Annotated in this window: 36 protein-coding genes; all 36 read left to right on the forward strand. The window is 72.6% G+C overall.

From position 1 onward, the window contains the following. Positions 1 to 117 precede the first annotated feature (117 nt). The 36 genes from LUW75_RS10755 (at position 118) to LUW75_RS10930 (ending at position 24,134) form a co-directional block, all read left to right on the forward strand. Positions 118 to 558, forward strand: a complete 441-nt coding sequence (locus LUW75_RS10755) for a hypothetical protein (protein WP_250335412.1) — start codon at positions 118 to 120, stop codon at positions 556 to 558. Next, positions 558 to 839, forward strand: a complete 282-nt coding sequence (locus tag LUW75_RS10760) for a hypothetical protein (RefSeq protein ID WP_250335413.1) — start codon at positions 558 to 560, stop codon at positions 837 to 839. Before LUW75_RS10755 ends, LUW75_RS10760 begins: the two co-directional genes overlap by 1 nt. Next, positions 836 to 1,195 (forward strand): DUF6907 domain-containing protein, encoded by a 360-nt coding sequence (locus tag LUW75_RS10765; protein WP_250335414.1) that lies wholly within the window; start codon positions 836 to 838, stop codon positions 1,193 to 1,195. The genes LUW75_RS10760 and LUW75_RS10765 overlap by 4 nt, the downstream gene beginning before the upstream one ends. Next, the gene (locus LUW75_RS10770) at positions 1,192 to 1,365 is read left to right on the forward strand and encodes a hypothetical protein (RefSeq protein ID WP_250335415.1); all 174 of its coding nucleotides are present in this window, start codon (positions 1,192 to 1,194) and stop codon (positions 1,363 to 1,365) included. The genes LUW75_RS10765 and LUW75_RS10770 overlap by 4 nt, the downstream gene beginning before the upstream one ends. Next, entirely contained in the window at positions 1,362 to 1,550 is a 189-nt protein-coding gene (locus LUW75_RS10775) for a hypothetical protein (protein ID WP_250335416.1), read from the forward strand. The genes LUW75_RS10770 and LUW75_RS10775 overlap by 4 nt, the downstream gene beginning before the upstream one ends. A gap of 14 nt (positions 1,551 to 1,564) precedes the next feature. Beyond that, positions 1,565 to 2,086 (forward strand): DUF6197 family protein, encoded by a 522-nt coding sequence (locus LUW75_RS10780; RefSeq protein ID WP_250335417.1) that lies wholly within the window; start codon positions 1,565 to 1,567, stop codon positions 2,084 to 2,086. 64 nt (positions 2,087 to 2,150) lie between these two features. Beyond that, positions 2,151 to 2,393: a hypothetical protein gene (locus tag LUW75_RS10785; protein WP_250335418.1), complete on the forward strand. Its 243-nt coding sequence runs from the start codon at positions 2,151 to 2,153 to the stop codon at positions 2,391 to 2,393. A 60-nt stretch (positions 2,394 to 2,453) separates the two neighbouring features. Further along, positions 2,454 to 3,407 (forward strand): winged helix-turn-helix transcriptional regulator, encoded by a 954-nt coding sequence (locus tag LUW75_RS10790; protein WP_250335419.1) that lies wholly within the window; start codon positions 2,454 to 2,456, stop codon positions 3,405 to 3,407. After that, on the forward strand, positions 3,407 to 3,544 hold the full coding sequence (locus LUW75_RS10795) for a hypothetical protein (protein ID WP_250335420.1): 138 nt from the start codon (positions 3,407 to 3,409) through the stop codon (positions 3,542 to 3,544). The genes LUW75_RS10790 and LUW75_RS10795 overlap by 1 nt, the downstream gene beginning before the upstream one ends. Before the next feature lie 8 nt (positions 3,545 to 3,552). Continuing rightward, positions 3,553 to 4,059 carry a hypothetical protein gene (locus LUW75_RS10800; RefSeq protein WP_250335421.1) on the forward strand — a complete coding sequence of 169 codons (507 nt, stop codon included), beginning with the start codon at positions 3,553 to 3,555 and terminating at the stop codon, positions 4,057 to 4,059. After that, the gene (locus LUW75_RS10805; RefSeq protein WP_250335422.1) at positions 4,056 to 4,721 is read left to right on the forward strand and encodes a hypothetical protein; all 666 of its coding nucleotides are present in this window, start codon (positions 4,056 to 4,058) and stop codon (positions 4,719 to 4,721) included. The genes LUW75_RS10800 and LUW75_RS10805 overlap by 4 nt, the downstream gene beginning before the upstream one ends. 80 nt (positions 4,722 to 4,801) lie before the next feature. Further along, positions 4,802 to 4,954, forward strand: coding sequence for a hypothetical protein (locus tag LUW75_RS10810; RefSeq protein ID WP_250335423.1), 153 nt, complete (start codon positions 4,802 to 4,804; stop codon positions 4,952 to 4,954). 8 nt (positions 4,955 to 4,962) lie between these two features. Next, the gene (locus tag LUW75_RS10815) at positions 4,963 to 5,190 is read left to right on the forward strand and encodes a hypothetical protein (RefSeq protein WP_250335424.1); all 228 of its coding nucleotides are present in this window, start codon (positions 4,963 to 4,965) and stop codon (positions 5,188 to 5,190) included. 339 nt (positions 5,191 to 5,529) lie between these two features. Next, a complete protein-coding gene (locus LUW75_RS10820) occupies positions 5,530 to 6,042 on the forward strand; it encodes a hypothetical protein (RefSeq protein ID WP_250337794.1) in 513 nt (170 codons plus the stop codon). A gap of 112 nt (positions 6,043 to 6,154) precedes the next feature. Then, entirely contained in the window at positions 6,155 to 6,844 is a 690-nt protein-coding gene (locus LUW75_RS10825) for an AAA family ATPase (RefSeq protein ID WP_250335425.1), read from the forward strand. A gap of 152 nt (positions 6,845 to 6,996) precedes the next feature. After that, positions 6,997 to 7,452, forward strand: a complete 456-nt coding sequence (locus tag LUW75_RS10830; RefSeq protein ID WP_250335426.1) for a phage terminase small subunit P27 family — start codon at positions 6,997 to 6,999, stop codon at positions 7,450 to 7,452. Continuing rightward, positions 7,427 to 9,220 (forward strand): terminase large subunit, encoded by a 1,794-nt coding sequence (locus LUW75_RS10835; protein WP_250335427.1) that lies wholly within the window; start codon positions 7,427 to 7,429, stop codon positions 9,218 to 9,220. The genes LUW75_RS10830 and LUW75_RS10835 overlap by 26 nt, the downstream gene beginning before the upstream one ends. A gap of 22 nt (positions 9,221 to 9,242) precedes the next feature. Next, positions 9,243 to 9,410, forward strand: a complete 168-nt coding sequence (locus LUW75_RS10840; RefSeq protein ID WP_250335428.1) for a hypothetical protein — start codon at positions 9,243 to 9,245, stop codon at positions 9,408 to 9,410. Beyond that, positions 9,410 to 11,347 (forward strand): phage portal protein, encoded by a 1,938-nt coding sequence (locus LUW75_RS10845; protein ID WP_250335429.1) that lies wholly within the window; start codon positions 9,410 to 9,412, stop codon positions 11,345 to 11,347. The genes LUW75_RS10840 and LUW75_RS10845 overlap by 1 nt, the downstream gene beginning before the upstream one ends. 12 nt (positions 11,348 to 11,359) lie before the next feature. After that, the gene (locus LUW75_RS10850; protein WP_250335430.1) at positions 11,360 to 12,100 is read left to right on the forward strand and encodes an HK97 family phage prohead protease; all 741 of its coding nucleotides are present in this window, start codon (positions 11,360 to 11,362) and stop codon (positions 12,098 to 12,100) included. Positions 12,101 to 12,163: 63 nt separating this feature from the next. Beyond that, the gene (locus tag LUW75_RS10855; protein WP_250335431.1) at positions 12,164 to 13,369 is read left to right on the forward strand and encodes a phage major capsid protein; all 1,206 of its coding nucleotides are present in this window, start codon (positions 12,164 to 12,166) and stop codon (positions 13,367 to 13,369) included. Then, a complete protein-coding gene (locus LUW75_RS10860; RefSeq protein ID WP_250335432.1) occupies positions 13,369 to 13,656 on the forward strand; it encodes a hypothetical protein in 288 nt (95 codons plus the stop codon). Before LUW75_RS10855 ends, LUW75_RS10860 begins: the two co-directional genes overlap by 1 nt. Before the next feature lie 14 nt (positions 13,657 to 13,670). Then, complete coding sequence (locus LUW75_RS10865) at positions 13,671 to 14,219, forward strand: hypothetical protein (protein ID WP_250335433.1); 549 nt, start codon at positions 13,671 to 13,673, stop codon at positions 14,217 to 14,219. A 16-nt stretch (positions 14,220 to 14,235) separates the two neighbouring features. Then, positions 14,236 to 14,577, forward strand: a complete 342-nt coding sequence (locus LUW75_RS10870) for a phage head completion protein (RefSeq protein ID WP_250335434.1) — start codon at positions 14,236 to 14,238, stop codon at positions 14,575 to 14,577. 2 nt (positions 14,578 to 14,579) lie between these two features. Continuing rightward, positions 14,580 to 14,918 (forward strand): hypothetical protein, encoded by a 339-nt coding sequence (locus LUW75_RS10875; RefSeq protein ID WP_250335435.1) that lies wholly within the window; start codon positions 14,580 to 14,582, stop codon positions 14,916 to 14,918. Then, positions 14,915 to 15,082, forward strand: coding sequence for a hypothetical protein (locus LUW75_RS10880; protein ID WP_250335436.1), 168 nt, complete (start codon positions 14,915 to 14,917; stop codon positions 15,080 to 15,082). Before LUW75_RS10875 ends, LUW75_RS10880 begins: the two co-directional genes overlap by 4 nt. Before the next feature lie 9 nt (positions 15,083 to 15,091). Next, entirely contained in the window at positions 15,092 to 15,481 is a 390-nt protein-coding gene (locus tag LUW75_RS10885; protein WP_250335437.1) for an HK97-gp10 family putative phage morphogenesis protein, read from the forward strand. Beyond that, on the forward strand, positions 15,478 to 15,900 hold the full coding sequence (locus tag LUW75_RS10890) for a DUF3168 domain-containing protein (protein WP_250335438.1): 423 nt from the start codon (positions 15,478 to 15,480) through the stop codon (positions 15,898 to 15,900). Before LUW75_RS10885 ends, LUW75_RS10890 begins: the two co-directional genes overlap by 4 nt. A gap of 42 nt (positions 15,901 to 15,942) precedes the next feature. Beyond that, on the forward strand, positions 15,943 to 16,362 hold the full coding sequence (locus tag LUW75_RS10895; RefSeq protein WP_250335439.1) for a phage tail tube protein: 420 nt from the start codon (positions 15,943 to 15,945) through the stop codon (positions 16,360 to 16,362). An 11-nt stretch (positions 16,363 to 16,373) separates the two neighbouring features. Then, complete coding sequence (locus LUW75_RS10900; RefSeq protein ID WP_250335440.1) at positions 16,374 to 16,775, forward strand: hypothetical protein; 402 nt, start codon at positions 16,374 to 16,376, stop codon at positions 16,773 to 16,775. Between the two features lie 14 nt (positions 16,776 to 16,789). Beyond that, positions 16,790 to 17,089 (forward strand): phage tail assembly protein T, encoded by a 300-nt coding sequence (locus LUW75_RS10905; RefSeq protein WP_250335441.1) that lies wholly within the window; start codon positions 16,790 to 16,792, stop codon positions 17,087 to 17,089. After that, a complete protein-coding gene (locus tag LUW75_RS10910; RefSeq protein WP_250335442.1) occupies positions 17,086 to 19,212 on the forward strand; it encodes a phage tail tape measure protein in 2,127 nt (708 codons plus the stop codon). Before LUW75_RS10905 ends, LUW75_RS10910 begins: the two co-directional genes overlap by 4 nt. A 12-nt stretch (positions 19,213 to 19,224) precedes the next feature. After that, the gene (locus tag LUW75_RS10915; protein WP_250335443.1) at positions 19,225 to 21,987 is read left to right on the forward strand and encodes a hypothetical protein; all 2,763 of its coding nucleotides are present in this window, start codon (positions 19,225 to 19,227) and stop codon (positions 21,985 to 21,987) included. A gap of 13 nt (positions 21,988 to 22,000) precedes the next feature. Further along, positions 22,001 to 22,444, forward strand: coding sequence for a hypothetical protein (locus LUW75_RS10920; RefSeq protein WP_250335444.1), 444 nt, complete (start codon positions 22,001 to 22,003; stop codon positions 22,442 to 22,444). An 84-nt stretch (positions 22,445 to 22,528) separates the two neighbouring features. Beyond that, positions 22,529 to 23,299, forward strand: a complete 771-nt coding sequence (locus LUW75_RS10925; protein WP_250335445.1) for a PIG-L deacetylase family protein — start codon at positions 22,529 to 22,531, stop codon at positions 23,297 to 23,299. A gap of 10 nt (positions 23,300 to 23,309) precedes the next feature. After that, positions 23,310 to 24,134, forward strand: a complete 825-nt coding sequence (locus LUW75_RS10930; RefSeq protein ID WP_250335446.1) for a peptidoglycan recognition protein family protein — start codon at positions 23,310 to 23,312, stop codon at positions 24,132 to 24,134. Positions 24,135 to 24,154: the final 20 nt, after the last annotated feature.

A 24,154-nucleotide genomic window follows, 5' to 3' on the forward strand; every position in this document is an offset into this window, starting at 1 on the left:
GCCGGACGACAGCTCCCGGGTGCTGGAACACCCGAGGCGCGCGCGCCGCCCGACCCCTACCGCACCGGAGCGCTGACACGCTCCGGCACTTGCCCACGAACGAGAACGGACCTCGTCATGGACCACCAGAACCTTAGCGCGCCCGTATGCGCGCAGATCAGCGGCGGCCGCCGCCTCGTCGCGGCCGGGTACGTCCGCCGCGCGCCCCAGCCGCAGCCCGGCGACCACAAGGCCGCCGCCCTCGTCCCCGAGCAGGACGAGACCCTCCGCCAGGAGCGCGCCCAGGCGCTGGCCGACGCCCGCCCCTCCTACGCGGCCTCCCTCCTCGCCGCCATCGCCGACCAGATCGGCGACCGCCGCATCTCCCACGAGACGGTCACCGGCGACCTGTGGCTGCGCGCCTCCGCCGCCGCGGTCCGCCGCGTCCTCGACGGCCTGTGCGAGCACACGGCCACCCACGCGGTCGTCGTCGCCATGACCTCCCGGCCCATGCCCCGCCCCGGCGAGACGAACGGCGAGTACGCCCTCCGCCTCCGCGACGCCGCCCGGGGGCTCTGATGACCAACCAGACGACCGAGGCCGGCCGCGCCACCGAGCTGCGCGCTCTGCTGGCCGTCGTCCGCGACGCCATCGCCCTCCCGGCCGCCGCCACCTTCACCGACGCGCAGACCCGCGCCCGCACCCTCGCCGACCGGGCGATGTACGCGGAGATCGCCATCGACCAGGCCCTCGCCCACGGCGACGACACGGCATGGGCCGTCGAATACCTGCGGGCCCGACTCGCCGACCACCCCGCGACCGCCTACCGGCACCTGGGCGAGACGGAGGCCACCCGATGAGCGCCCGGACCGTCACCGTGAAGACCCTCGACCACGGGCCGGTGACCGTGACCGAACCGTCGTGGTGCACCGGGCACGCCGGTCAGCCGGTGGAGTTCCGCACCGACCTGTGCCACACCGGGCCGCTGCGGACGCTCAGCTACGACGAGCGGGCCCTGTGGTACGCCGAGGTGGTCGCCTACCCGTTCGCCGTCGACGAGCGGCGCGGCCCCGGCCTGTACGTGGAGGCCGCCCCGTTCGCCCGGACCCTGGCGCCGGCCGATGTCGACCGCCTGGCGGCCGTCCTGGTGGAGCACGCGGCTCGGCTGCGGCACATGGCCCGAGAGCTGGCTGTCCTCCGGGGTGGTGTCCGGTGAAACAGGACCGCACCCCGACCGAGGCCGAGCGCGTCGCCGACCTCCAGCAGCAGGCCGCCGCCGACTACGCCGCCGCGCAGGACCCCGCCCGGCAGGCCGAGGCGCGCACCCAGCGCGCGCTGGCCATCGGCCACGCCCAGGAGTCCGCGGCCGCGAACACCCGCCGGTGACGCCGCCCCTCGCACGCCGGGCCGCCCTCTACTGGGCCGCCCGCGCCGCCCGCCTGCAGGCCGCCTTGGACCGCCACGGCGTCCCCATCGACCCGGCCGTCCGCGCCACCTACCAGCGCTACTACGCCGCCGCCCGCGCCGCCGGCTGGACCGACGCCCAGATCACCAACCACCCGACCACCTGAACGGAGCCACCACCATGCAGAACACCACCATCCCGACCCCGTCCTTCGCCTGGGCCGACACCATCCAGCCCGCCGCCGACCTCCTCAACCGCCGCCCCCGCTCCTGGATCGGCCACTCCGGCGAGACCATCACCGGCCCGGAGGTCGCCGCCCACCTCGACGCCGTCGCCGACCTCCTCACCACGGCCGGATGGGTCCGCACCTACACCGACACCACCGACCGCATCACCATCCCCGACCCCGAGGGGATGAGCGTCCCCGCCATGCTCCGCACCCTCCTGCGTACCGCCCGCCAGCTCCTCGGCCGTGACGACCCGCGCCGGACCCTGTGGTCCGCGATGTACCAGACCGGCGACACCGACACCGCGCACGTCGCCGGAAACGTCCTCGCCGCCATCTTGCGGGCCCGGACCGGCGCGTCCGGCCCCGTCTCCTACACCTCCTGGGCCGAGCGGCCCCACCGCACAGGGGACGACATCGCACAGCTCCTCGCGACCGGCGCCGACCTCGCCCACCAGCACGGCCCCACCACCTGACCGCCTCCGTCGTCCGGCCGGGCCGCACGAGCCCGGCCCCCGCTCACCACGAAGGGACCCCCACATGGCCCGCTTCTCCCGCGCCCGGCTGAGTGCCGAGGCCGAGCACTACACCCGCGAGGCCGCTCACGCCGACCGCGCCGCGCTCAGCGGCGAGCAGGACGCCGCCGACACGGCCGCCACGGACACGCACCGCGCCTGCGCAGACCGCGCCGCCCAGACCGCCCGCGCCCGTGCCGCCGAGTACCGGCACATCGCCGCACAGCTCCGCGACGGCCACATCCCCGACGGCATCCACCTCACCTGACCCGCCCGGCCGGGCCCGCCCACCCGCGGGCCCGGCCCCTCCTCCACCCGGAGCAGCACCATGGCCAAGACGACCGCGCCGCGCCGCCGCGTCCCGCCCATCCTCATCGGCGCCAGCCTCCTCGCCGCCCTCTCCCTCATCTGGTCCGCCTACGCCATCACCGACCTCATGAACGCCGGGCGCTTCGGCCTCAGCGTCGCCGTCGCCGGGGACATCGCCTGGCTCACCGTCCTGTGGGCCGAGTACCGCGGCGTCACCATCACCATCGGCAAGACGACGATCCGCCCCGCAGAAGCCGGCTGGGCCATCGCCGCCGGCGTCGCGATCCTCCTCGCCCTCCACGGATACGACGCGCGCAGCTGGGGCCAGGGCGTCGCCGGGCCGTTCGTCGTCCTCGTCGGCAAGCTCGTGTGGGCCTACGCCCTCGCCTCCCTCCGCGACCCCGCCGCGCTCACCGCCGAGCAGGAAGCGGAGATCCACGCGGTCATGCGCGACTCGGAGTTCACCGCCCGCCTCAACGCCGCCGAACGCGACCGCATCGACCGCGAGGCCGACGCCGAGATCGCCCGCATCCGCGCCGAAGCCCGCATCACCCTTGCCCGCGATGAGACGGACTTCGAGATCACGCTGGAGCGGCTGGAGAAGCGCGCCCGCATCGAGCGGAACAGCCCCCTCGCACTCACCGTGAGCCCCCGGGCTCAGCTCACCGAGCCCGCTGAGCCCCCGGCTCACCGCCCGGCTGAGCCCGTGGCTCACCTCGCTGAGCCTGAGCCCGTTCACCGGCTCTCCTCGCAGGTCACCACGCCTGAGCCCCCGGCTCAGCCCGCTCAGCCCTTCGGGTTCAGCGCCCAGACCAACCCCCAGTCGGCTCAGCGCGCCGCCAGCGTCGAACGCGTCGCTGAGCTCCTGGCTCAGGACCCTGGGCTCACCTCCGGGCAGGTCGCTGAGGCGCTGAGCGTGAGCCCCGCCACCGCGAAGCGCTACCTGCGCGAGGCCCGGCGGGGGGGCATCTGATGGCCGCGCTCTGGCCGCTCTGCGCGGTCGCCGCCGCGCTCGGCCTGTACGCCTGCCGCCGCCGGCCCGCCGCGCCCGCGCTCCTGCCCCTCCTCCTCGTCGTCCTCGCCGCCCTCACCGCGGCCCTCCTCCACTGAGGCACCCCATGACCATCGCCACCCTCGGCGGAGTCACCATCGGACTCGCCATCCTCACCGCCACCCTCATCCGCTGGTGGCCCGGCCTCAAAAGCCTCCAGACCAACCCCCTCGGCTCCGCCGCCGGCCTCCTGCCGTTCCTCGGCGGCTGGGCCTACGGCGCCCTCGCCATCCTCAGCCTCGCCGGCATCGTCGGCTGGATCGCCGACGGCGTCCTGTGGATCTCCAACTGGCTCGGCGACGTCGCCATCGTCTGGGGCGTCGGCGGCACCACCGGCCCCGCCGGCCGCGCCACCTACCAGCCCCTCACCGGCACCGGCGTCGCCCTCATGGTCATCCTCACCGTCGCCGTCATCGTCGCCGCGAAGAAGTCCACCCGCGGCCGCGACATCAAGGCGGGCGCCTGGTGCGGAATCTGCCTCGGCACCTCCGCCGGCGTCGCCGGAGCCGCCGCCGTCCCCCTCGCCCAGGCCGTCAACTGGGCCGGGGGAGCGCTGTACGGGGCCGTCGGATGACCGCCATCGACCCACCCGCCGACACCCTGGAGACCGCAGGGGAGCCGACCATGGCCGCGCGGGCCGCCGGAGGATGCGTCATCGGCGCCCTCAGCATCGGGGGAGCGGCCCTGATCGTCCGGACCGCCCCGGAAACCGCCTACGTCATCGTCGGGTCGATGCTCACCGTCGGCTGGCAGCGCGGCCGCGCCTGGCACACCGGCCGCCGCGACGCCGCCGACGAGGCACCGCAGCCCGCCGACGAGACCGCCGACGCGCCGGGCCCGGACGTCGCCGACGCGCTCCGGACACTCGCCGCGGAAGGGGGTAGCGGGGTTCTCCTCACCCGGCTCCGCGACCATCTCGGACTGCCCGCCGACCGGGCCGGCACCAAGACGGTGAAGGCCCTCCTGGACGAGGTGCCCATCCCCACCCGGGCGGGTGTGCGCACCCCCCACGGCAGTGGGCCCGGCGTACACCGCGACGACATCCCACCCCCTCCCCCCGACGAGGCCGACACCCCTGTTGGCGGTTGTTTGTGCAGGTCAGACGCCAACACCAACGCCAACAACACCCCGGAGAAGGGGGCCGGAGAGGGGATACGTGTAGAGCCCATCGGAAATGGCCACCACATCGTCCGCCACCCCGCCGACACCGCCCGACACCACACCACCCGCACCTGACCACGCGTCGGGGCGGTCGCCCGCTCGCCAGCTGACCGACCGCCCCGCACCCCATCCCACAGAGAGACAGGACCACCATCATGGCACTCCGCAAGACCATCTCCCTGTCCGAGTTGCGCGACCGCCGGCCCTCCCCGCAGGACGAGGAGAACGGCGACACCTACCAGGCCAGCCGCGGCTGGTGGCACACCCCGACGGACAAGCCCACCACCGGCACCCCGAAGAAGGGATGATGAACGACATGACGGAGCTCGCCCACCGCGACGCGCACCTCACCGCCGAGGACATCGCCCGCCGCCTCGCCGCCATCCACGCCGCCAGCGACGATCCCGAGGCCGCCCACGGCCTGGTCGACGACCTCCACCTTGACGTGTTGGCCACCATCGCCGCTGGCGCACCGGACGCGCCGCTGCTCGCCGCGGCCGCACTACGTACGGAGACCATCAGCTTCCCCCGCTGGTGCGCCTGACCACCTGCCACACTGAACCCGGCCCCGTCGTGCCCCCGTCACGGCGGGGCCTGCCGCATCATGAAGGCATGGACTCCGCGCACATACCGCCCGGCTACTACGGAACCCGCGATGTCGCCCGCGCCCTGAACACCAGCCCCGGTGGCGTCCGCAACCTCGTCTACCGAGGCCGACTCAAGCGCGTTGGCGGCACTGAGCGCCACCCCTGGTACCGAGCCGAAGACGTTGCCGCGCTTGCCGTCGAGCGTCGCGCTCGTAACGCCGCTTGACCGCAGGTCAGCCCCTATGTGACGATCTCCGTGTACACCTGTGCCCTCAACCGGCCCCCAGGCCCCGCCAATGCGGGGCCTTCGTCGTTCCCCGGACGTATCACCACCTCACACGGCAGCATGGCCTCGACACCGCACCTGCATCCCAGGGGAGACCATGCGCACCCGCACCACCACCGTCGGCATCGTCGCCGCTCTCGCCCTCGCCCTCACCGCCTGCAGCGGCAGCACAACAGCCGACAACGGCACGAGCCCCGAGCCCTCTCTCAGCGCCCAGGACTGGGACAAGGCGCGCGAGGCGGCAGGTATCCCGCCTAAGCCCACGGCCGAGGTACGCAAGGCGTATCTGGACGCGCTCACCGCCATCCACCCCGAGATCATCAAGCCGGGCAAGGAGGACCAGGCCGTGAGCCGGGGGCTGAACCAGTGCAGCTCCATCAAGGGCTCAGACGACAAGGCGAAGGTGGCACAGCAGGCCCTGGAGCGGTTCACCATCACCACGCGGCTGCCTGAGATCGCAACCCCGGACACGGGCAAACGCCTCGTGGACGTCGTGCACACGCACCTGTGTCCCGACTTCTGACAGAGCAGAGGAGGGACACCCGATGCCCCGACGCCCGCCGAGCCGCTGCGCCCAGTGCGGCACCCGGCGTACCGCGTCGGGGAGCTGCCCCACCTGCCGCCCCTCGCAGCGCATGGCCAGGCAGACGCAGGCCGCCTGGCGGTGGGTCTACGACGATGCGCGGTGGCCGCTGCTGCGCGATCAGGTGCTGTCCGAGGAGGCGTTCTGCCGAGCGGGATGCAGCAGCCCTCCCACGGTCGTGGACCACATCCGCCCGCACCGCGGCAACGAGCAGCTGGCGTTCGACCGGGCCAACCTCCAGGCCATGTGTAAGCGGTGTCACGACGCCAAGACCGCCCGAGAGACGGGGTTCGCCGGGGCCGGCAGCCGCCCGCGCGTCACCACCCGGGTAACGCTCGTGTGCGGTCCGCCCTGCAGCGGCAAGACGTCGTACGTCCGCGAACACGCCCAGGACGGCGACCTGGTCGTGGACTGGGACGCGCTCGCCCAGGCACTGGGATCCCCCCACCCCTGGGCCCACCCCGCCCCCCTCACCCCCTTCATCGCCGAGGCACGCGACGCCGTGATCGCCCGGCTCGACCGGCGCCACGCAGTCGAGCGAGCATGGATCATCGCGACCGCGCCGCGCGCCGCCGACCGGGAGCGCCTCGCCCCCGACGGCGCGGCCGTGGTCGTACTCGCGACTCCGGAGGAGGAGTGTGTGCGCCGGGCTCGCCGCGATGAGCGTCCGGCCGATACGATCGACGCGATCGAGTCGTGGTGGCGTACCTACCGGGCCGATCAGCCCGCCTCACCGAGGTGATTCCGACCCCCGTAGGGGGGTGGCGGATCTTGCCGGTGGGGGGGATCCCGCGCGCAGGCGGGGGTGGCGCGCGCATAGCCGCGAGTTACGGCCGCCTTTATGAGGACCCAGTAGTCAGACGTCGACTCTCAGCGACCAGGGGGTGAGCGGACATGGGCGTACGCGGCCCCGTCCCCCAGCCGGACACCGTCCGGGCCCTGCGCGGCAACCCTGGCGGCCGGCCCGCTCCGAAGCGCGTGACGGCCACGCCCGGGGCACCGAGCGCGCCGTCTTGGCTGGACACGGAGGCCCGCGCCGAGTGGCGCCGCATCGTGCCCGAGCTCGACCGCCTGGGCGTGCTGGCCAAGGTCGATCGCGCTGCCCTGTCCACGTACTGCGCGGCCTGGTCCAAGTTCGTGGCAGCCGAGCAGCTGCTGCAGGGCGACGACCTGGTGGCCGAGCGGCGCGCGGGCAACGGCCCGGCCAAGCATCCGGCCTGGCAGGTGTGGCGGGAGGCGGCGACGACGGTGGCGGCCCTGGCGAAGGAGCTGTTCATCACGCCGTCCTCGAGGCTGCGCTCGGTGAAGCCGGAGGGCGATGACGATGAGGGGGACGACATCCTCGACTGAGCAGCTGCGTACCCGCCTGACGGCGGAGATCGACCAGGCCATCGCCGGGTGGGTCGATGAGGGCCTGGTGCAGGGCACCGAGTGGCTGGCGGAGGGCCGCCGGCCGCTGCTGTGCACGCCGATCCCCGCCCCGGACGGCACCTGGTTCGATCCGGACGCCGTGGTGCGCGTCCTGAAGTTCTTCCGGCTGCTCAAGCAGCTGATCGGCCGTCACGCGGGCCGGGAGTTCGTCCTGCTGGACTGGCAGGTCCGGTACCTGATCGCCCCGGTGTTCGGCCTGAAGCGTCCGGACGGCTACCGGGTGATCCGGACCGTGTGGTTCGAGATCCCCCGCAAGAACGGCAAGTCCACGATCTGCTCGGGCCTGGGCCTGTACCTGTTCGCCGCGGACCGGGAGCCGGGCGCCGAGGTGTACGCGGCCGCCGGCGACCGCGACCAGGCGAACATCGTGTTCCGCGCGGCGGCGAACATGGCCGCCGGGTCGCCGCCGCTGAAGAAGCGGCTGGGCCGTCGGGGCATCCAGAAGAAGTTGCTGGAGCACCCGGGCACCCACTCGATCTTCCGGGCCCTGTCCTCGGAGGGCCTGCGCGCGCACGGCCTGAACGTCCACGGCGGCGTGATCGATGAGGTCCATGTCCACCGGAACCCGGACGTCGTGGACGCCCTGGAGACAGGCGTAGGCTCCCGTGCCCAGCCGCTGATCATCTTCATCACGACGGCGGACGACGGCTCTGAGGCCGGCAGCATCTACGCCACCAAGCGCGAGGAGGTTGAGGCCCTCGTCGGTGGGCACGCCGAGGATCCCACCGTGTGGGGCGTGGTGTTCGGCGCGGATCAGTCGGCCGAGGATTTCGATCCGTTCTCCGAGGAGACGTTGCGCACCGCGAACCCGGGCTACGGGGTGACGGTGCTCGCCGACTACCTGGCGAGCAAGGCCGCGCAGGCCGCGCGTTCCCCGGCGCAGCTCAACCGGTACCTGCGGCTGCACCTCAACGTGCGGACCAAGCAGACCACGCGGTGGCTGCGGATGGAGGACTGGGACGAGTCCTCCCGCACGCCCGCGGGCGACACCATCGCCGTGGACCTGGACGCGCTGGAAGGCCGCGCGTGCTACGGCGGGCTGGACCTGTCCAGCACCACCGACATGACCGCGCTCACCCTGTGGTTCCCGCCGGAGGACCCGGAGGACCCCGACGAGCCGCACATCTGGGTGCCGTTCTTCTGGCTGCCCGAGGACAACCTGCGGGACCTGGAGCGGCGCACCAAGGTCCCGCTGGAGCGGTGGGCGGAGGACGAGCCGGGCTACCTGGGCACCGCGCTGCGGCTGACGGAGGGCAACGTCGTGGACTACCGCGCCGTCCGGGCCCTCATCACGGAGGAGCTGAAGCCCCGGTTCGACATCCGGGCCATCGGCTACGACCGGTGGAACGCCACCGAGACCATCAACGAGCTGTCCGAGGCCGGCATGGAGATGGAGCAGGTGTCCCAGGGCTACGCCGGACTCAACGAGCCCTGCCGCCAGCTGGAGCGCCTCGTGCTGTCCCAGCGGATCGTCCACGGCGCCCACCCGATCCTGCGCTGGCACGTCGACTGCGTCGGCATCAAGACCAACACGGACGGCTACGTGAAGCCGGTCAAGCCCGACCGGCAGACGTCCAGCAAGCGCATCGACGGTGTGGCCTCCGGGCTCAACGCGCTGGCCATGCACCTGATGCGCGCGGAGCCCGAGACGGTACCGGAGCCGAAGATCCGGATCATCGGCGCCTGACCGGCGCCCGGGAAGGGGCGAGATGCACGACCGGATCCAGTGGCTGTGCGAGCTGGCCGGGATGGCGGCCGGGGCCGCCGGGATGGTGCTCATCAGCGCAGCCCTCGGCGGTCTGCTCGGCGCCGGCCTGGCGCTGCTCGTGCTGTCCGTCCCGCTGCTCGTCATCGGCAACATGAAGGGAGGTGGCTGATGCCGCTCATCCGCAACCTGCTGCAGCGCGGCCTCGGCCGCCAGGAGCGCAGCAGTCGGGGCATGCCGTCCCTCACCGGCCGGTCGACGGCGGCCGGCGTCACCGTCACCCCCGAGCGGGCGCTGCAGGTCGCCGCGGTGTTCTCCTCGGTGCGGCTGCTGGCCGAGACCGGGAGCATGCTGCCGGTCGGGGTCTACCAGCGGTCCGGATCGATCCGGATCCCGTCCATGGAGCACCCGCTGGCGCCGCTGTTCACCTACCAGGCCAATCCCCAGCTGGAGGCGGGGGAGTTCTGGGCGCAGGTCCTGGGCTGGATGCTCGTACGGGGCAACGCCGCGGTGTACGTGGAACGGTCGAGCGGCGGCATGCCGATCGGGCTGTGGCCGGTCTCGTGGACGAGCGTGGAGCCCCGCCGGGTGAAGGGCACCGGGGAGCTCGTCTACAGAATCACGCTGGACGACGACGAGTGGGCGCCCATCCGCGAGGCCGACGGCCTGGTGAGGAGCGAGAATCTGCTGCACTTCCGGGCGTTCGGGCTCGGCGGGGCGGAGGGCCTGTCCCCCATCGGCATGGCCCGGCAGTCCGTCGGTACCGGGTTCGCCGCCACCTCCTACATCGGCGCTTTTTTCGCCCGCGATGCCTCCCCCGGCGGCGTCGTCTCCGTCCCCGGCGCGCTGACCGACGCGCAGTGGGAGCGGCTCACCCGCCAGTGGAACGAGCTGCACGAGGGGTACGACAACAGCCACCGCCTGGCCGTCATGGAGGCCGGCGCCAAGTGGGAGAAGACCAGCCTGTCCCCGGCGGACGCCCAGTTCCTCGAGGTCTACAAGCTCACGAGGAGCGAGATTGCCGGGATCTTCGGTGTGCCGCCGCACATGATCGGTGACGTGGAGCGCTCCACGTCGTGGGGCTCGGGCATCGAGCAGCAGTCCCTCGGCTACGTCATCTACTCCCTGCTGCCGTGGCTCACCCGCCTGGAGCGCACCGCGGGCCGCTTGATGGGCGACCCCGGCCTGTACCTGAAGTTCAACCCGGACGCGCTGCTGCGCGGCGACATCACGCAGCGGTTCGGCGCGTACGCGCAGGCCCGCCAGTGGGGGTGGATGTCCGTCAACGAGATCCGCGCCAAGGAGGACGAGGCGCCGATCGAGGGCGGCGACGACTACCTGCAGCCGCTCAACATGGTTCCCGCAGGCTCGCCCGCGCCGGCCGAGCAGCGGGCCCTGCCCGGGCGTCAGGTCCGCGCGGAGGAGTCGGTGGAGTCCCCGGCCGCCGAGGACATGCCGTCGTGGATCCGGCGGCACTACGAGGCGATCAGCACGTTCTTCGCCGAGCAGGGCGAGCAGGTCTTGGCCGCGCTCGGCGTACGGCCCGACACCCCGGCGGAGCAGCTGGTGGACCTGGTCGCCGACAACGAGGCGCTGACCGAGTTGCTGCTGCAGTTGGCGCGCGGCCTGGCCTCTGAGGTCGGCTCGTCCACGGCGGCCGCGCTCGGCGGGACGTTCGTGGTGGAGGAGACGGTGCCGGCGCTCGCCGCGTCGGCCGCGTCGACCGCGTCGAACGTCAACGCCACCACCGTGAAGGAGCTGGCGAGCACGATCCGCGTGGCCGACAGCCCCAGCGAGGTGCAGGACTCCGTACGGAAGATGTTCGACGGGATGACCAAGGCCCGGGCTCAGGTCCTCGCCCAGGCCCGCGTCTCCACGGTGACGTCGTTCGCCTCGCACGAGGGCGCCAAGCACGCGGGCGCACGCACCAAGACGTGGCGGGTGTGGGACTCCAACCCCCGCAAGACCCACCAACGGGCGGATGGCCAGACCGTCGACATCCGCGGCGAGTTCGAGATCGGCTCGCGGCGCGGCCGCTGGCCGCATGATCACCGGCTCGGCGTGGACGAGATCGCCGGATGTACCTGCCGGCTCCAGTTCAACCTGTGAGGAGGCGCCGTTGTGCGCACACGTGAAGTGCGGGCTTTCCCGCTGACGGACCTGCAGATCCGGGCCGCCGACGACGCCGCGGGCACGCTGCGGTTTCGGGGGCGCGCGATCGTCTACGACTCCCTGTCGGAGGACATGGGCGGCTGGCGCGAGCGCATCGTCCCCGGCGCCGCCACCCGCACCCTGTCCGGCAACCCCGACGTCAGGTTCCTCATCAACCACGACCCGAACCTGTTGCTGGCCCGTACGGCGGCCGGGACGGCGACGCTCGTGGAGGACGACGCCGGGGTCCTGGTCGAAGCCGACATGGCGGACGTGTCCTACGCCCGCGACCTGGCGGTGTCCCTGGAGCGCGGCGACATCAACCAGATGTCGTTCGGGTTCTGGGTCACTGCCGACGGCTGGGCGGGCAACATCCACGAGGTGTTCGGCATCGACCTCGACGGCGGCGACGTGAGCGTCGTGACGTACCCGGCGTTCGCCGCGACGTCGGCCGAGCTGCGGTCGGCGGCCGCCCGGCAGCTCGGCCAGGCGCCGCGCCAGCCGGACCCCGAGCAGGTCACCCGCGCCATCGCCGAGGTCCGCGCGGGCAAGGTCCTCTCGGCCACCAACCGACAGCTGGTGCAGGACGCCCGCGACGCGCTCGACGCGCTGCTGGACGCCGCGGACCGCTCGGGCCCGGCGCCCGAGCCGTACCCGCTGGAGCGGGCCCGGCACCGGCTGCGCGAGTACGAGCTGCTCGCCCAGCTGTAACCCCCCTTTCGTCGTCCCGGCCGACCGGCCCCGGACGCACCCACCACAGAACGGAGAGCGCCCATGCCCACCAGCGTGGAACTGCGCCAGCAGCGGGCCGGCATCGTGGAGTCGATGCGGGCCATCACCGAGCGCGCCGAGGCCGAGAACCGTGGCCTGAGCGGCGAGGAGCGCCAGTCCTACGACCGGCACGAGGACGATTTCCGCAGCCTGACCGAGCGCATCGAGCGCCAGGAGGCGGAGGAGCAGCGGGCCGCACAGATGGCCGAGCCCATCGGTCGCGGCGCCCGGCGCCCCGACGACGGCGGCCGCGGCACCACCGAGCAGCGCGCCCAGGAGCGGCGCGCCGCGTTCTTCCAGGCCCTGCGCAGGGGCGCCCGTCTGGCGCCGGAGCAGCGGGCGCTGGTGGAGAACACGGCCGGGGAGATCCTCGTCCCGGAGGACCTGGAGACGGAGATCCACCGGGCCCTGCCCGACCTGACGATCATGCGCGGCATCGCCTCGCAGCGCACCGTCACCACCAACCGGGTGAGGCGCCGGTCGCTGGCCGAGGTGTCCGTGGGCTGGGGCAAGCTCGAGACGAACGAGCAGACCCTCACCGACTCGATGCCGTCCACCCCGACCGAGGAGTACACGTACATCGAGGACCTGTACGGGCTCGCGAAAATCGGCGAAGACGAACTGGATGACAGCGACGTCAACCTCGAGGCGTTCGTCCGCGACAGCTTCGCCCGGGCGTGCGCGGAGGCGGAGGACACCGCGTTCACCGTCGGCGCCGGCCACGCCGCACACCAGCCGGTCGGCTACATGACCACGGGCGGCGGCGTCCCCACCGTCACGGCGGCGGCCGCCGCGGCCGTCTCCACCGACGACCTGAAGAAGCTGATTTACGCCACTCCGGCGCAGTACCGGCGCAACGGCCGGTTCACCCTCTCCTCCGGAACGGAGCTGGCGATCTCCCTGCTGAAGGACGGCAACAACCAGTACATCTGGCAACCGTCCGCCCAGGCGGGACGGCCCAACTCGCTGTTCGGCTACCCGGTGGACAACCAGGAGGACATGGCGGCCGTCGCCGCGTCCGCGCGCGTGGCCGCGTTCGGCGACTTCAACGCCGGCTACCGGATCTACGACCGGCAGGGCATGACCGTCAAGGTCCTCGACCAGCTCTACGCCGAGGAGGGCATGGTGGGCTGGAAGATCCGCAAGCGGGTGGGCGGGGACGTCATCCGCCCGCAGGCCCTGCGCATCCTCGTCATGGCGGCCGCCTGATGAAGATCGAGATCACCTCCGTCACGTCCGTGTCCGACGGCGCGGGGCGCCGCTACCGCCACGGCCAGGTCGTCGACGTCGATGACGAGCTGGCCGCGGCCTGGATCCAGGCGGGCCACGCCACGCGGGCCACCGCCAAGCCGGCCGCCGGAGCGAAGGTCGGCCAGGGCAAGGGCGGCCAGCGGCGGGGCACCCGGCAGGCGCCCCGCACCACGTCCACCGCACCCGCCGGGCCGCCGTCCACCCCGCCCGGGGAGAACGCGCGCACCGGCACCACCGACGAGTGAACGGGAGGTGAGCCGTGGCATCCCCGTGGGCCACACCGGAGGAGCTGCGGCTCCACCTCCGCCTCGCCACCATCGACGCCGAGCAGGCAGCCGTGAAACTCGCGGAGGCGGAGACCGTCATCCGCGGCGAGCTGGAGCAGAGCATCGACGCCGTCGCGGACGACACGGCCGTCCTGGTCGGCACCGGCCGCCGCGTCCTCACCCTGCCCGAACTTCCCGTGACCGCGGTGACGACCGTCCTGGTGGACGATGCCGCGCTCACACTGGCCACCGGCTACCGGTGGAACCGGTACGGGCTGCTCACCCGGCTGGACGGCTGCTGGCCGCTGGACGCGGACATCACCGTCGTCTACAGCCACGGCTACACGGTCATCCCGCCCGTGATCCGGCAGGTGTGCCTGCAAGTCGCAGGGCGGGCCTGGGTGCGCTCCACCACCGCCGTGACCGCCGAGTCCCTCGGCGACCGGTCTCTCACCTACGACAAGGACCGCTCAGGGCAGGCCCTGAGCGACTACGAGCTGCGCATCCTGCGGCCCTACATGCGCGGGCCCGCCAGCCGCTGACCGAGAGGGGCACCCGGTGGACATCTCCCACCTGCTCAACCGGGAGCTGGCCGTGTGGCGGACCGTCACCGCCGACGACGGCGCGGGCGGCCAGAGCAGCACGCGCGTCCAGCACGGCACGGTGCCGGCCAAGGTCGACCAACCGTCCGCCACCGAGCAGATGGTGGCGATGCAGGCCGGCTCCGGCCACTCCCATTCCATCTACCTGCTGCCGGACGCCGACGTACGCCGTGGCGACGAGCTGCGCGGCGCCGACGAGGGGGGCGCCACGCAGACCTTCCGGGTGCTGGCCGTGGTCCGGCCCTCCGCCCCGGTGTACGCCAAGGCGCTGTGCGAACTCACCCAAGAGGGGAACTGATCATGGCTGCACTGTCCATCACGCGGGCGCCGGTTGTCGGCGGCCTGCCCGATCTCGCCGGGGCCGCGGTCGCCGCGTCGGCCCTGGGCGACACCGCCCCGGTGGGCACCGGCCGGTGCCTGGTCGTCGTCAACGCCGACGCCTCCCCGCACACGGTCACGGTGGCCACCCCGGGGACCGTCTCCGGACTCGGTGTCGCCGACGCCGTGCTGACCGTCGCCGCCGGCGACACCGGCATCCTGCCGCTGCCCCGCCTGTTCGCCCAGGACAACGGGCGCGCCTCCATCACCTACGACGGCGTCACCTCGCTGAGCGTCGCCGTGCTGGAGCTCGGCACGTGACCGGCGCCGCCCCGCAGCGGCCGCACGCCGCCGCCGAGCCGCACGAGTGCAAGGAGCGCGCCGAGGACGGCGCCCGCCCCGGCACCGAGCGGCTGGTGTGGGCCGTCCTCGCCGTCGCCGCCGAACTCGCCGCCATACGCCGTGACCTGCGGCGCACACGGTAGGAGGAGACCATGGCCCGACGCAGACGGCGCGGCCGCGTCGTGCACGTCGACGTGCGCGGCCTGGAGGCGCTGCGCGACCAGCTGGAGGAGCTCGCCCCCGCGCTGCGCACGGCAGCGGTACGGGCGGTGCGCGGCGCGGCCGAGGCGATCGTGGACGGCACCCGCGAGAACGTGCGGGTCGACTCCGGCAACCTCCGCGACTCCGTGGCCGCCCGCTACCGCGACGGCGGGACGCGGGCGCAGGTCGGCTGGTGGGACCGCGACGACAACTACGCGGTCCACAACGAGCTGGGCACCAGCAGCATGCCCGCGCAACCGGCGCTCGGCCCGGCCGTGGAGGCTGAGCGTGCCCGCATCCGCGCGCGCGTGCGTGACGAGGTCCGCCGGGAACTGCCGTGATCGCGCCGTCCCCGATGCTGCCGGTCCAGCGGGCGGTGTACGGACGGCTGAGCGGCGACGCCACGCTGGCGGGTCTGGTCAGCGGCGTCTACGACTACGTCCCCGAGGACGTCACCTGGCCGTACGTGGTGATCGGCGAGGCCATGGAGGTCCCCCACAACTGGCTGGGCGGGTTCGGCCGGCAGACCACGATCACCGTGCACGTGTGGACCCGCGCCCGCGGGCACAGCCCCGGGCTGGCCATCGCCGCGCGCATCACCGAGCTCCTCGACCACCAGCCGCTGACCATCGCCGGCGGCCTTCACCATCTGTCCACCCGGTACGAGTTCAGCCAGGCCCTCACCGACCCCGAGCCGCCCGGAGACATCCGGCACGTGGTGCTGCGCTACCGCGTCACCACCCAGCAGCAGTCCACCTGACGCCGCCCCTCCCGGCGGCCCTACCCCTTGCGGAGGACCCCTATGAGCGTGCCCGGCATCGACGCATTCGGCACCCAGCTCCAGCGTGGCGACAGCGCCTCTCCCGAGACGTTCACCGCGATCGCCAACGCCACGAACATCTCGGCGCCGTCCCTGGCCCGGAACACCATCGACGTCACCTCGCACGACAGCCCCGACGGAGTGATGGAGTTCGTCGGCGGCCTGATCGACCCCGGCGAAGTGAGCGTCGACATCAACTACGCCCCGGCCCTGCACGACGTCCTCGTGGAGGACCTCTACGACACCGACCCGCGGAACTACCGGCTGGTGTTCCCCGACACCGCGGGCACGACCTGGCAGTTCGCCGCGGTGCTGACCGGGTTCGAGGCGACCGCCCCGTACGACGACAAGCTGGCCGCCACCCTCACCTACAAGGTGTCCGGCAAGCCCACTTTCCTCTGAGAGGCACCACCATGGCACTTCTGACCAAGGACCAGATCGCCCAGGCAGACGACCGGCAGTGGGAGGACGTCCCCGTCCCGGAGTGGGGTGGGGAGGTCCGCATCATGGGCATGTCCGGCACTGACCGCAACGCCTACCAAGCCTCGCTGGTGGTGATGGGACCCAACGGCAAGCCGTCGGGCATCCGCCTGGAGGACCAGACCGCCAAGCTCGTCGCCCGCTGCCTGGTCGGCGAGGACTTCAAGCGCCTCTACACCGACAAGGAGGTCAAGGCACTCGGTGCGAAGAACGGCGGCGTCCTGGAGCGGCTGGCCGACGTCGCCAAGCGGTTGTCGGGCCTGGGTGACCGGGCGGTGGAGGACGCGGCGGGAAACTCCGAGCCCGCCCAGAGCGGGTCTTCTGCTTCCGCCTAGCGGCCCACCTCGGCATGACCGTGGGCGAGCTCCTCGGCCGCATCAGCTCCACGGAGCTGACCGAGTGGATGGCCTACGAGCAAATCGCCGGTCCGCTGGGCCAGGAGCGGCTGGACGTGCTGCACTCCATCCTCGCCGCGACCGTCTCCAACACGGCCCGGGCCAAGGGCCGCAAGGCCGCGCCGGCTGACTTCATGCCGCAGTGGGACCAGGGCGCCGGCCGGGCCGGTGACTGGCAGCAGATGCTCGCCACCGTCACCACCCTGCACGTGCGATGGGGCGGCACCGACCAGAGGAAGGGGGCGGCGTCGTGACGCTCGATGAGCTGCTGGTGGAGATCGGTATCAGCACGGGCGACCTCACGTCCGGGGCCGCCCGGGCGGCGGGTGACGTGGAGCGGTCCCTGGACGGCATCGGGGACGCGGCCGAGGAGGCCAGCCGCGACGTCGAGACGGCCGCCGGCCAGGCGGCCGAGGCCCTGGACGGGGTGGGCGCCTCTGCGGCCGAGGCGGCCCAGGGCGCCGAGACCGCCGCCGGCCAGGTAGAGGGCAGCTTCCGGGGCATCGCCGCGGCCGCCGCCGGCGCCGCCGTGGGCGGGATGTTCATCGCGGGCCTGACCGAAGCGATGGACGCCAAGAAGGCCACCGCGAAGCTCGCGATCCAGCTCGACCTCACCGGGCCGGAGGCCGAGCGCGCAGGCAAGCTGGCGGGCACCGTGTTCTCCGCCGGGTTCGGCGAGTCCATCGGGGAGGTCCACGAGGCGCTCGGCGGCGTCGCCCAGGCCATGGGCGGCATGGGCAAGGTCACCGACGCCGAGCTGGAGTCGATGACCCGCTCCGCCCTCATGCTCGCCTCCACCTTCGAACTGGACCTGGGTGAGGCGTCCACGGCGGCCGGTCAGCTGATCAACCAGGGCTTGGTCAAGGACGGCAAAGAAGCGTTCGACGTTCTCACCCGTGCCGCGCAGACCCTGCCCAAGAGCATGGTGGCCGACATCCCCGCCACGGTCATCGAGTACGGCAAGCACTTCCAGCGGCTGGGCCTGGATGCGCAGACCGCGTTCGGCATGATGAGCCAGTACGTCAAGGCCGGCGGCCGCGACATCGACCAGGCCGCCGACATCCTCCACGAGTTCGCCCGCATCACCAGCGAGGAGACCGACCGGGCCGCCGAGGGCTTCAAGGACCTCGGGCTGGACGCGGGGCAGATGCTCACCGACATCGGCAAGGGCGGCAAGCCAGCTCAGGAAGCCCTGCAGAAGACGCTGACCGCGCTGCGCGGGGTGAAGGACCCGGCGAAACAGTCGGCGCTCGCCGTGCAGCTGTTCGGCGACATGGCCGGTGAGGGCGCCGATGCGGTGTGGGCGATGGACCCGGCGACCGCCGCGGCCACGTCCGGCATGAACGAGGCCGCCGGCGCCGCGGAGAAGGCCACCGGGGCGATGGCCGCCACGCAGTCCCTGGACGCCATCTGGCGCACGATGTCCACCACCCTCGGCGAGCTGTTCGGCCCCGCCCTCAAGGTCGTGGCCGACTTCCTCACCGAGCACCCCGGACTCATCAAGATCCTCGTTCCCGTACTGCTCGGGCTGGCCCTCGCCATCGGTATCGCCGTCATCGCCCAGTGGGCGTGGAACACCGCCCTGTGGGCATTCCCCGGCACGTGGATCATCGCGGGCATCATCGCCCTGATCGCGGTCATCGTCCTGATCGTCGTCTACTGGGACGAGATCGTCGCCGCCACCGGCCGGGCATGGGACTGGATCAAGGAGAAGCTGGGCGGGGTCTGGAACTGGATCAAGGAGACGCTCGGCTCCGTATGGGAGTGGGTGTCCACCGCGACGGGCGACGCCTGGCGCTGGATCACCAGCCTGATCCAGACCGGGGTCGCCGCCGTCATGCGGTGGATCGGCACCCTCAGCGCCATCCCCGGCAAGGTCTCCGGCTGGTTCGGGCAGATGGTCGCCTACGTCCGCGGCCTGCCGGGCCGGATCGCGTCCGCGGCCTCCGGCATGTGGGACGGCATCAAGAACGCGTTCCGGGGCGCCCTCAACTGGATCATCTCCAAGTGGAACAACTTCAGCTTCAGCGTGGGCGGCGGCAGCTTCCTGGGCATATCCATCCCCCGCATCACCATCTCCACCCCCGACATCCCCTACCTCGCCGAGGGCGGCATCACCACCGGCCCCACCCTCGCGATGATCGGTGAGGGCCGCGAGGACGAGGCCGTACTGCCCCTGTCCCGGCTCGACGGGATGCTCCGCGGCGTCGCCCGCTCCGTGCAGGACACCGGCCGCGACGGCGGACCCGGCGGGGAGGTGCGGGTCGTCATCGACGTCACCGGCGCCGACCGCGAGATGCGGTCGCTCATGCAGCGCATCGTCCGCGTCGACGGCCGCGGGTCGGTGCAGACCGCGTTCGGCCAGCCAGGCCGGTAGGGAGGCAGGCACATGGTGTTCCCTCTGGACCGCCGCACGTGGATCTACGTGGTCGGTGTCGGCTGGACGGACATCACCAGCGACGTCTACGAGCGGGAGCCGATCACCATCACGCGCGGCCGCGGAGACGAGGGCGTACGGGTCGAGCCCTCCCGCTGCTCCCTCGTCCTGAACAACCGCCTCGGGACGTACTCCCCGCGCAACCCGCGCTCCCCATACGCCGGGAAGATCGGCCGCAACACCCCGATCCGGGTCACGGTCGGCGGGCCCACCAGCTGGCTCGACATCCCGCCCGGCACGACCGGCCGGGCCTCCACCCCCGATCACGCCTCGCTCGACATCACCGGGGACCTGGACGTCCGTATCGACCTGTCCCCCGAGACGTGGGCCGGCGGCCCGTGGGAGACCGACGCCATCGAGCTAATCGGCAAGTACCGCCTCACGAGCAACCAACGGTCCTGGCGCATGGTCCTGGTCAACAACGGCAAGCTCGAGTTCGTCCACTCCACGACCGGCAGCGACACCCATTTCTGGCAGTCCGAACCCGTCCCCCACGTAGCGGGGCACCGCGGCGCGGTCCGCGTGACCCTCGACGTGAACAACGGCGCCGGCGGCCACACCCTGACCTTCTACACCGCGCCCTCCATCGCCGGGCCGTGGACGGTCCTGAGCAGCGAGACCCGCAGCGGCACCACCAGCCTCTACGCCTCAACCTCGCCGCTGGAGGTCGGCGACCTCTCCGCGCTGGCGTTCGAGGCGATCGGGCGCCGGATCCACGCCGCGGAGGTCCGCAACGGCATCGGCGGGACGGTCGTGGCCGCTCCCGATTTCACCGCCCGGACGCCGGGCAGCACCTCGTTCGCCGACACCGCCGGCCGGACGTGGACGGTCAGCAGCGGCGCGTCGATCACCAACCAGCACGTGCGGTTCGTGGGCGAGGTGGCGTCCTGGCCGACCCGCTGGGACGTCTCCGGGCAGGACGTGTACACCACGATCGAGGCGGCCGGCGTCCTGCGGCGCCTCGGCCAGGGCCGCAAGGCCTTGGCGTCGACGCTGCGCCGGCGGATCCCGGCGTACTCGCCGCTGGCGTACTGGCCGATGGAGGACGACGACGGCGCCACCACCGCCGCGTCCGGCCTGCCGGGCGGCAGCCCCCTGTACACCCTGGGCCTGGAGTTCGGAGCCGAGGACTCTCTGCCGGGTTCCTCCGCCCTGCCCACCGTCAGTACGGGCAGCCGCCTCAACGGCGCCGTGCGTGCGCCGTCGCCGGACGTGCCGAGCACGGAGTGGCACCTGGAGTTCGTCTACCGGCTCGACACCGCCCCCGCCAGCAAGACGTGCATCCTCGGCGCGTGGGGGACGGGCAGCGTCAGGCGGTGGTACCTGTACCTGCAGTCCGGCATCGCCACGGTCGAGGGCTACGACGTGGAGGGAAACCTCCTGGTCAACCGGGCCGTCGGCATCGGCGGCGATCTGTTCGGGCAGTGGGTGCGCTGGCAGCTGTACGCCCAGCAGGTCGGCGGCAACGTCGAGTACACCACCCGGTGGGTCGTCGTCGGCAGCAGCGGCGGCAGCTCGGCCGGCACCTACCCGGGCACCATCGGCCTGATCACCGACGTGGTCGGCCCGCCCGACGCCTACGCGGCCGGCGCCGACGGCATGGGCATCGGGCACATCGCCGTGTTCGACACCGCCGACACCACCGCCTACAACAGCGCGGACCACGGGTTCTCCGGGGAAACCGCGCTCAGCAGGCTCGCCCGGCTGACCACCGAGGAATCCGGCACCGTCACCGTGCGGTGGATCGACGGAGACTCCTACCTCGACTCCGAGCGGATGGGACCGCAACGGCCGGAGACCCTGCTCGACCTCCTCGATGAGGCCGCGGCCGCCGACGGCGGCCTGCTCTACGAGGACCGCACGCGCCTGGGCCTGGTCTACCGGGACCGGACCTCCTTCTACAACCAGCGCGTGGCCCTCGCACTGGACTACGCCTCCGGCCGCGAGGTGGCCCCGCCGCTGGAGCCGACCGAGGACGACCAGCGCATCCGCAACGACGTCACGGTGAAACGGCGCGGCGGGTCGTGGGGGCGGGCGGTCCTGGAGTCCGGGCCGCTGTCCACCCTGCCGCCCGAGGAGGGCGGGGTGGGCCTGTACGACGAGGAGATCGAGCTCAACATCACGGAGGACGCGCGGGCCCAGCGGCTGGCCGAGTGGCGCCTGCACCTGGGCACCTGGGACGAGGCCCGCTATCCGACCGTGCGAGTCGCCCTCCACGCCGCGCCGCACCTCATCGACCAGGCCGCCACCCTCGACGTCGGGGACAGGCTGACCATCTCCAACCCGCCGCCGTGGCTGCCGCCGGATCTCATCGACCTACTCGCCTACGGCTACACCGAAACGATCACCCGGTACACCTGGCACCTGGAGATGAACTGCGCCCCGGCCGGACCATGGAAGGTCGGCGTTGTCGCCGATGCCGAGGCCGGGCGGGCGGACACCGGCGGCTGCCAGCTGACCGGCACGATCACCGCGTCCGCGACGTCGGTGGCGGTGACCACCACCGGCAACCGCCGCTGGATCGACAGCGCCACCTACCCGGGCGACTTCCCGTTCCTGGTCCGTGTGGGCGGGGAGGTCATGCAGGTCACCGCCGTCGCCGGCACCACCAGCGCCCAGACGCTCACCGTGGTCCGCGGCGTCAACGGCCTGACCAAGGTGCACGCGGCGGGCACCGCCGTGGTACTCGACCGGGCTCTGCGCCCCATCCCATAGAGAGGACTCCCCCATGCCGATCCTGGCCGGCCGGAAAGTCACCGCTGACGAGTTCAACCGGCTGAGGACGGGCCTGTACTTCGCGCAGGCGACATCGTCGCTCACCCGCGTCGACGCCACCTACGCGGACGTCCCCGGCGCGTCGGTGACGTTCACGACGACCGGCGCGAACGCGGAGTACGCCGTGTACGCCGTGTTCGACTGCGCCGTCGGCACGGCGGCCGCCACGAACCGCATGCTGGGCCGCATCGTCACCGACGGTGTCGCTGAGGGCGGGTTCGCGATCCACGAGATGGACCAGACCGACCGGGACACCGTCGCGACGCTGGCCCGGGGCACGCTGGCCGCGGCCGGCTCCCACACGATCAAACTACAAGGGGCACTCAGCTCGGCTGCGGGCTCCGGCACGTTCCAGGCGTTCACACAGGTCCTCGTCATCGTCTCCGAACAGCCGTAAGACCCACCCTCTACCCGCCCGCCCGCCCGCCCGCCCCGTGCCGCTGCGGCCCGGGGCGTTTCTCATGCCCTGGAGCACTCACCCTTGAGCACCCCGATACCGGCGACCTCCCCCGTCCCCGCCGCGCCGACCGGCCGCCCGGTCGTCTTCGTCATCCCGCACGCGGACGACGAGGTCCTGTGGATGTGGCTGATCATCGCCCACCACGTCCTCGCCGGGCGGCACGTCGTCACCGTGCTGGCCAGCGACGGCGCCAGCAGTACCGTCCACTCCTGCCTCAACGGCACCCGGGCCAACGGCTGGTGGCCCGCCTCGTGGCACTACCCGGCACCCGGTCACGAGCGGTACGCCCCGCTCACCACCGCCGAGTTCGTCGGCGGCCGCGACGCGGAGTTCGTCGACTCGTGCACCGCGCTCGGCGTCCGCCCCGAGGATATCCACCTGGAGACCGGCTGGCGGCAGACCGAGGTCACCGTCGACCGGGCCCGTGAGCTGATCCTGCGCTGGCACCAGACCTACCCGGACGCCGGGATCTACACGACCTGGTGGGGCGACACCGACCCCACCCACGCCGCGCTCGGCACCGCCCTGCGCGCCCTGGCCCTCGAAGGCGTCCTCACCGACGCCCGGTGGGCCGTGCGCCGCGCGCAGGGACCGACCGCGCCGGGCGCCGTGGAGTACCTCGTGGCCGCAGACCTGCGCGCCCAGGCGCTGCGCATGGCCCGCTGCGCCGTGCAGGCGTACCGCGCGTGGGCGCCGGAGCAGGGCCGGTACGCCATCGGCTACCACTCGGTGCCCAACGAGTTCGCCGCGGTGGAATCCGGCGGGCCTGTGTGGATCGTCAAGAACCCCTGAGGAGGACCTCATGGCCTGGTATCCGGGCGCGACGAAAATGGAGCTCCAGCCGGAGAGTGACGGACAGGCGGCGATCCGGCCGACGCAGGTGATCCTGCATAGCCTCGCCGCCCCGTGGACGGCCCGGCGGGCGTACGAGTTCTGGCGGGACAGCTCGTCCCTCGAATCGCATTTCGGGCTGGGTTTCGCGGGCGACCTCGCCCAGTACATCGGCACCGAGACCCGCGCCGACGCCAACGCGGCCGCGAACCGGCGGCCGGACGGCACCGGTGCGGTGTCGATCGAGACGGCGTCCAACCTGCAGCACACCGACCCGTGGACCGGCGAGCAGATCGAGCAGCTGATCCGGCTGGGGGTGTGGCTGCACCAGCGGCACGGCATCCCGCTGCGGATCTGCCGCACCCACGACGAGCCCGGGTTCGGCTACCACTCCCTGCACCCGGCGTGGTCGGTGGGCGGGACCGCCTGCCCCGGCGCCGCGCGGGTGAAGCAGTTCCGCGAGGTCGTGTTCCCCGGGATCGTCGCCCGGGCCACCGCCCAGACCAGCACACCCCCCGAGGAGGACGACATGGCCGCAGTCGACGTGTGGGCCTACAAGAACACCACGATCGAGACGCGGGACGCCTACGAGATCCTGCGCAGCACCAACCGCACCGTGCAGGCCCTCGCCGCGCAGGTCGCCGCGCAGACCGCGGCCATCCAGGCCCTCGCCGCGCAGCTCGGCGACGACGTGGACACCGCGGCCGTCGTCGCCGCCGTCCAGCAGGCCATCCGCGACGCCGTCATCACGGTCGACGTCGACGTCACCGCCGCCCCGGCCGGGGCCGGGCGGTAACCCCCTCTCGCAGATCGGAG

The sequence above is a fragment of the Streptomyces sp. MRC013 genome, assembly GCF_023614235.1.
Classification (GTDB): domain Bacteria; phylum Actinomycetota; class Actinomycetes; order Streptomycetales; family Streptomycetaceae; genus Streptomyces.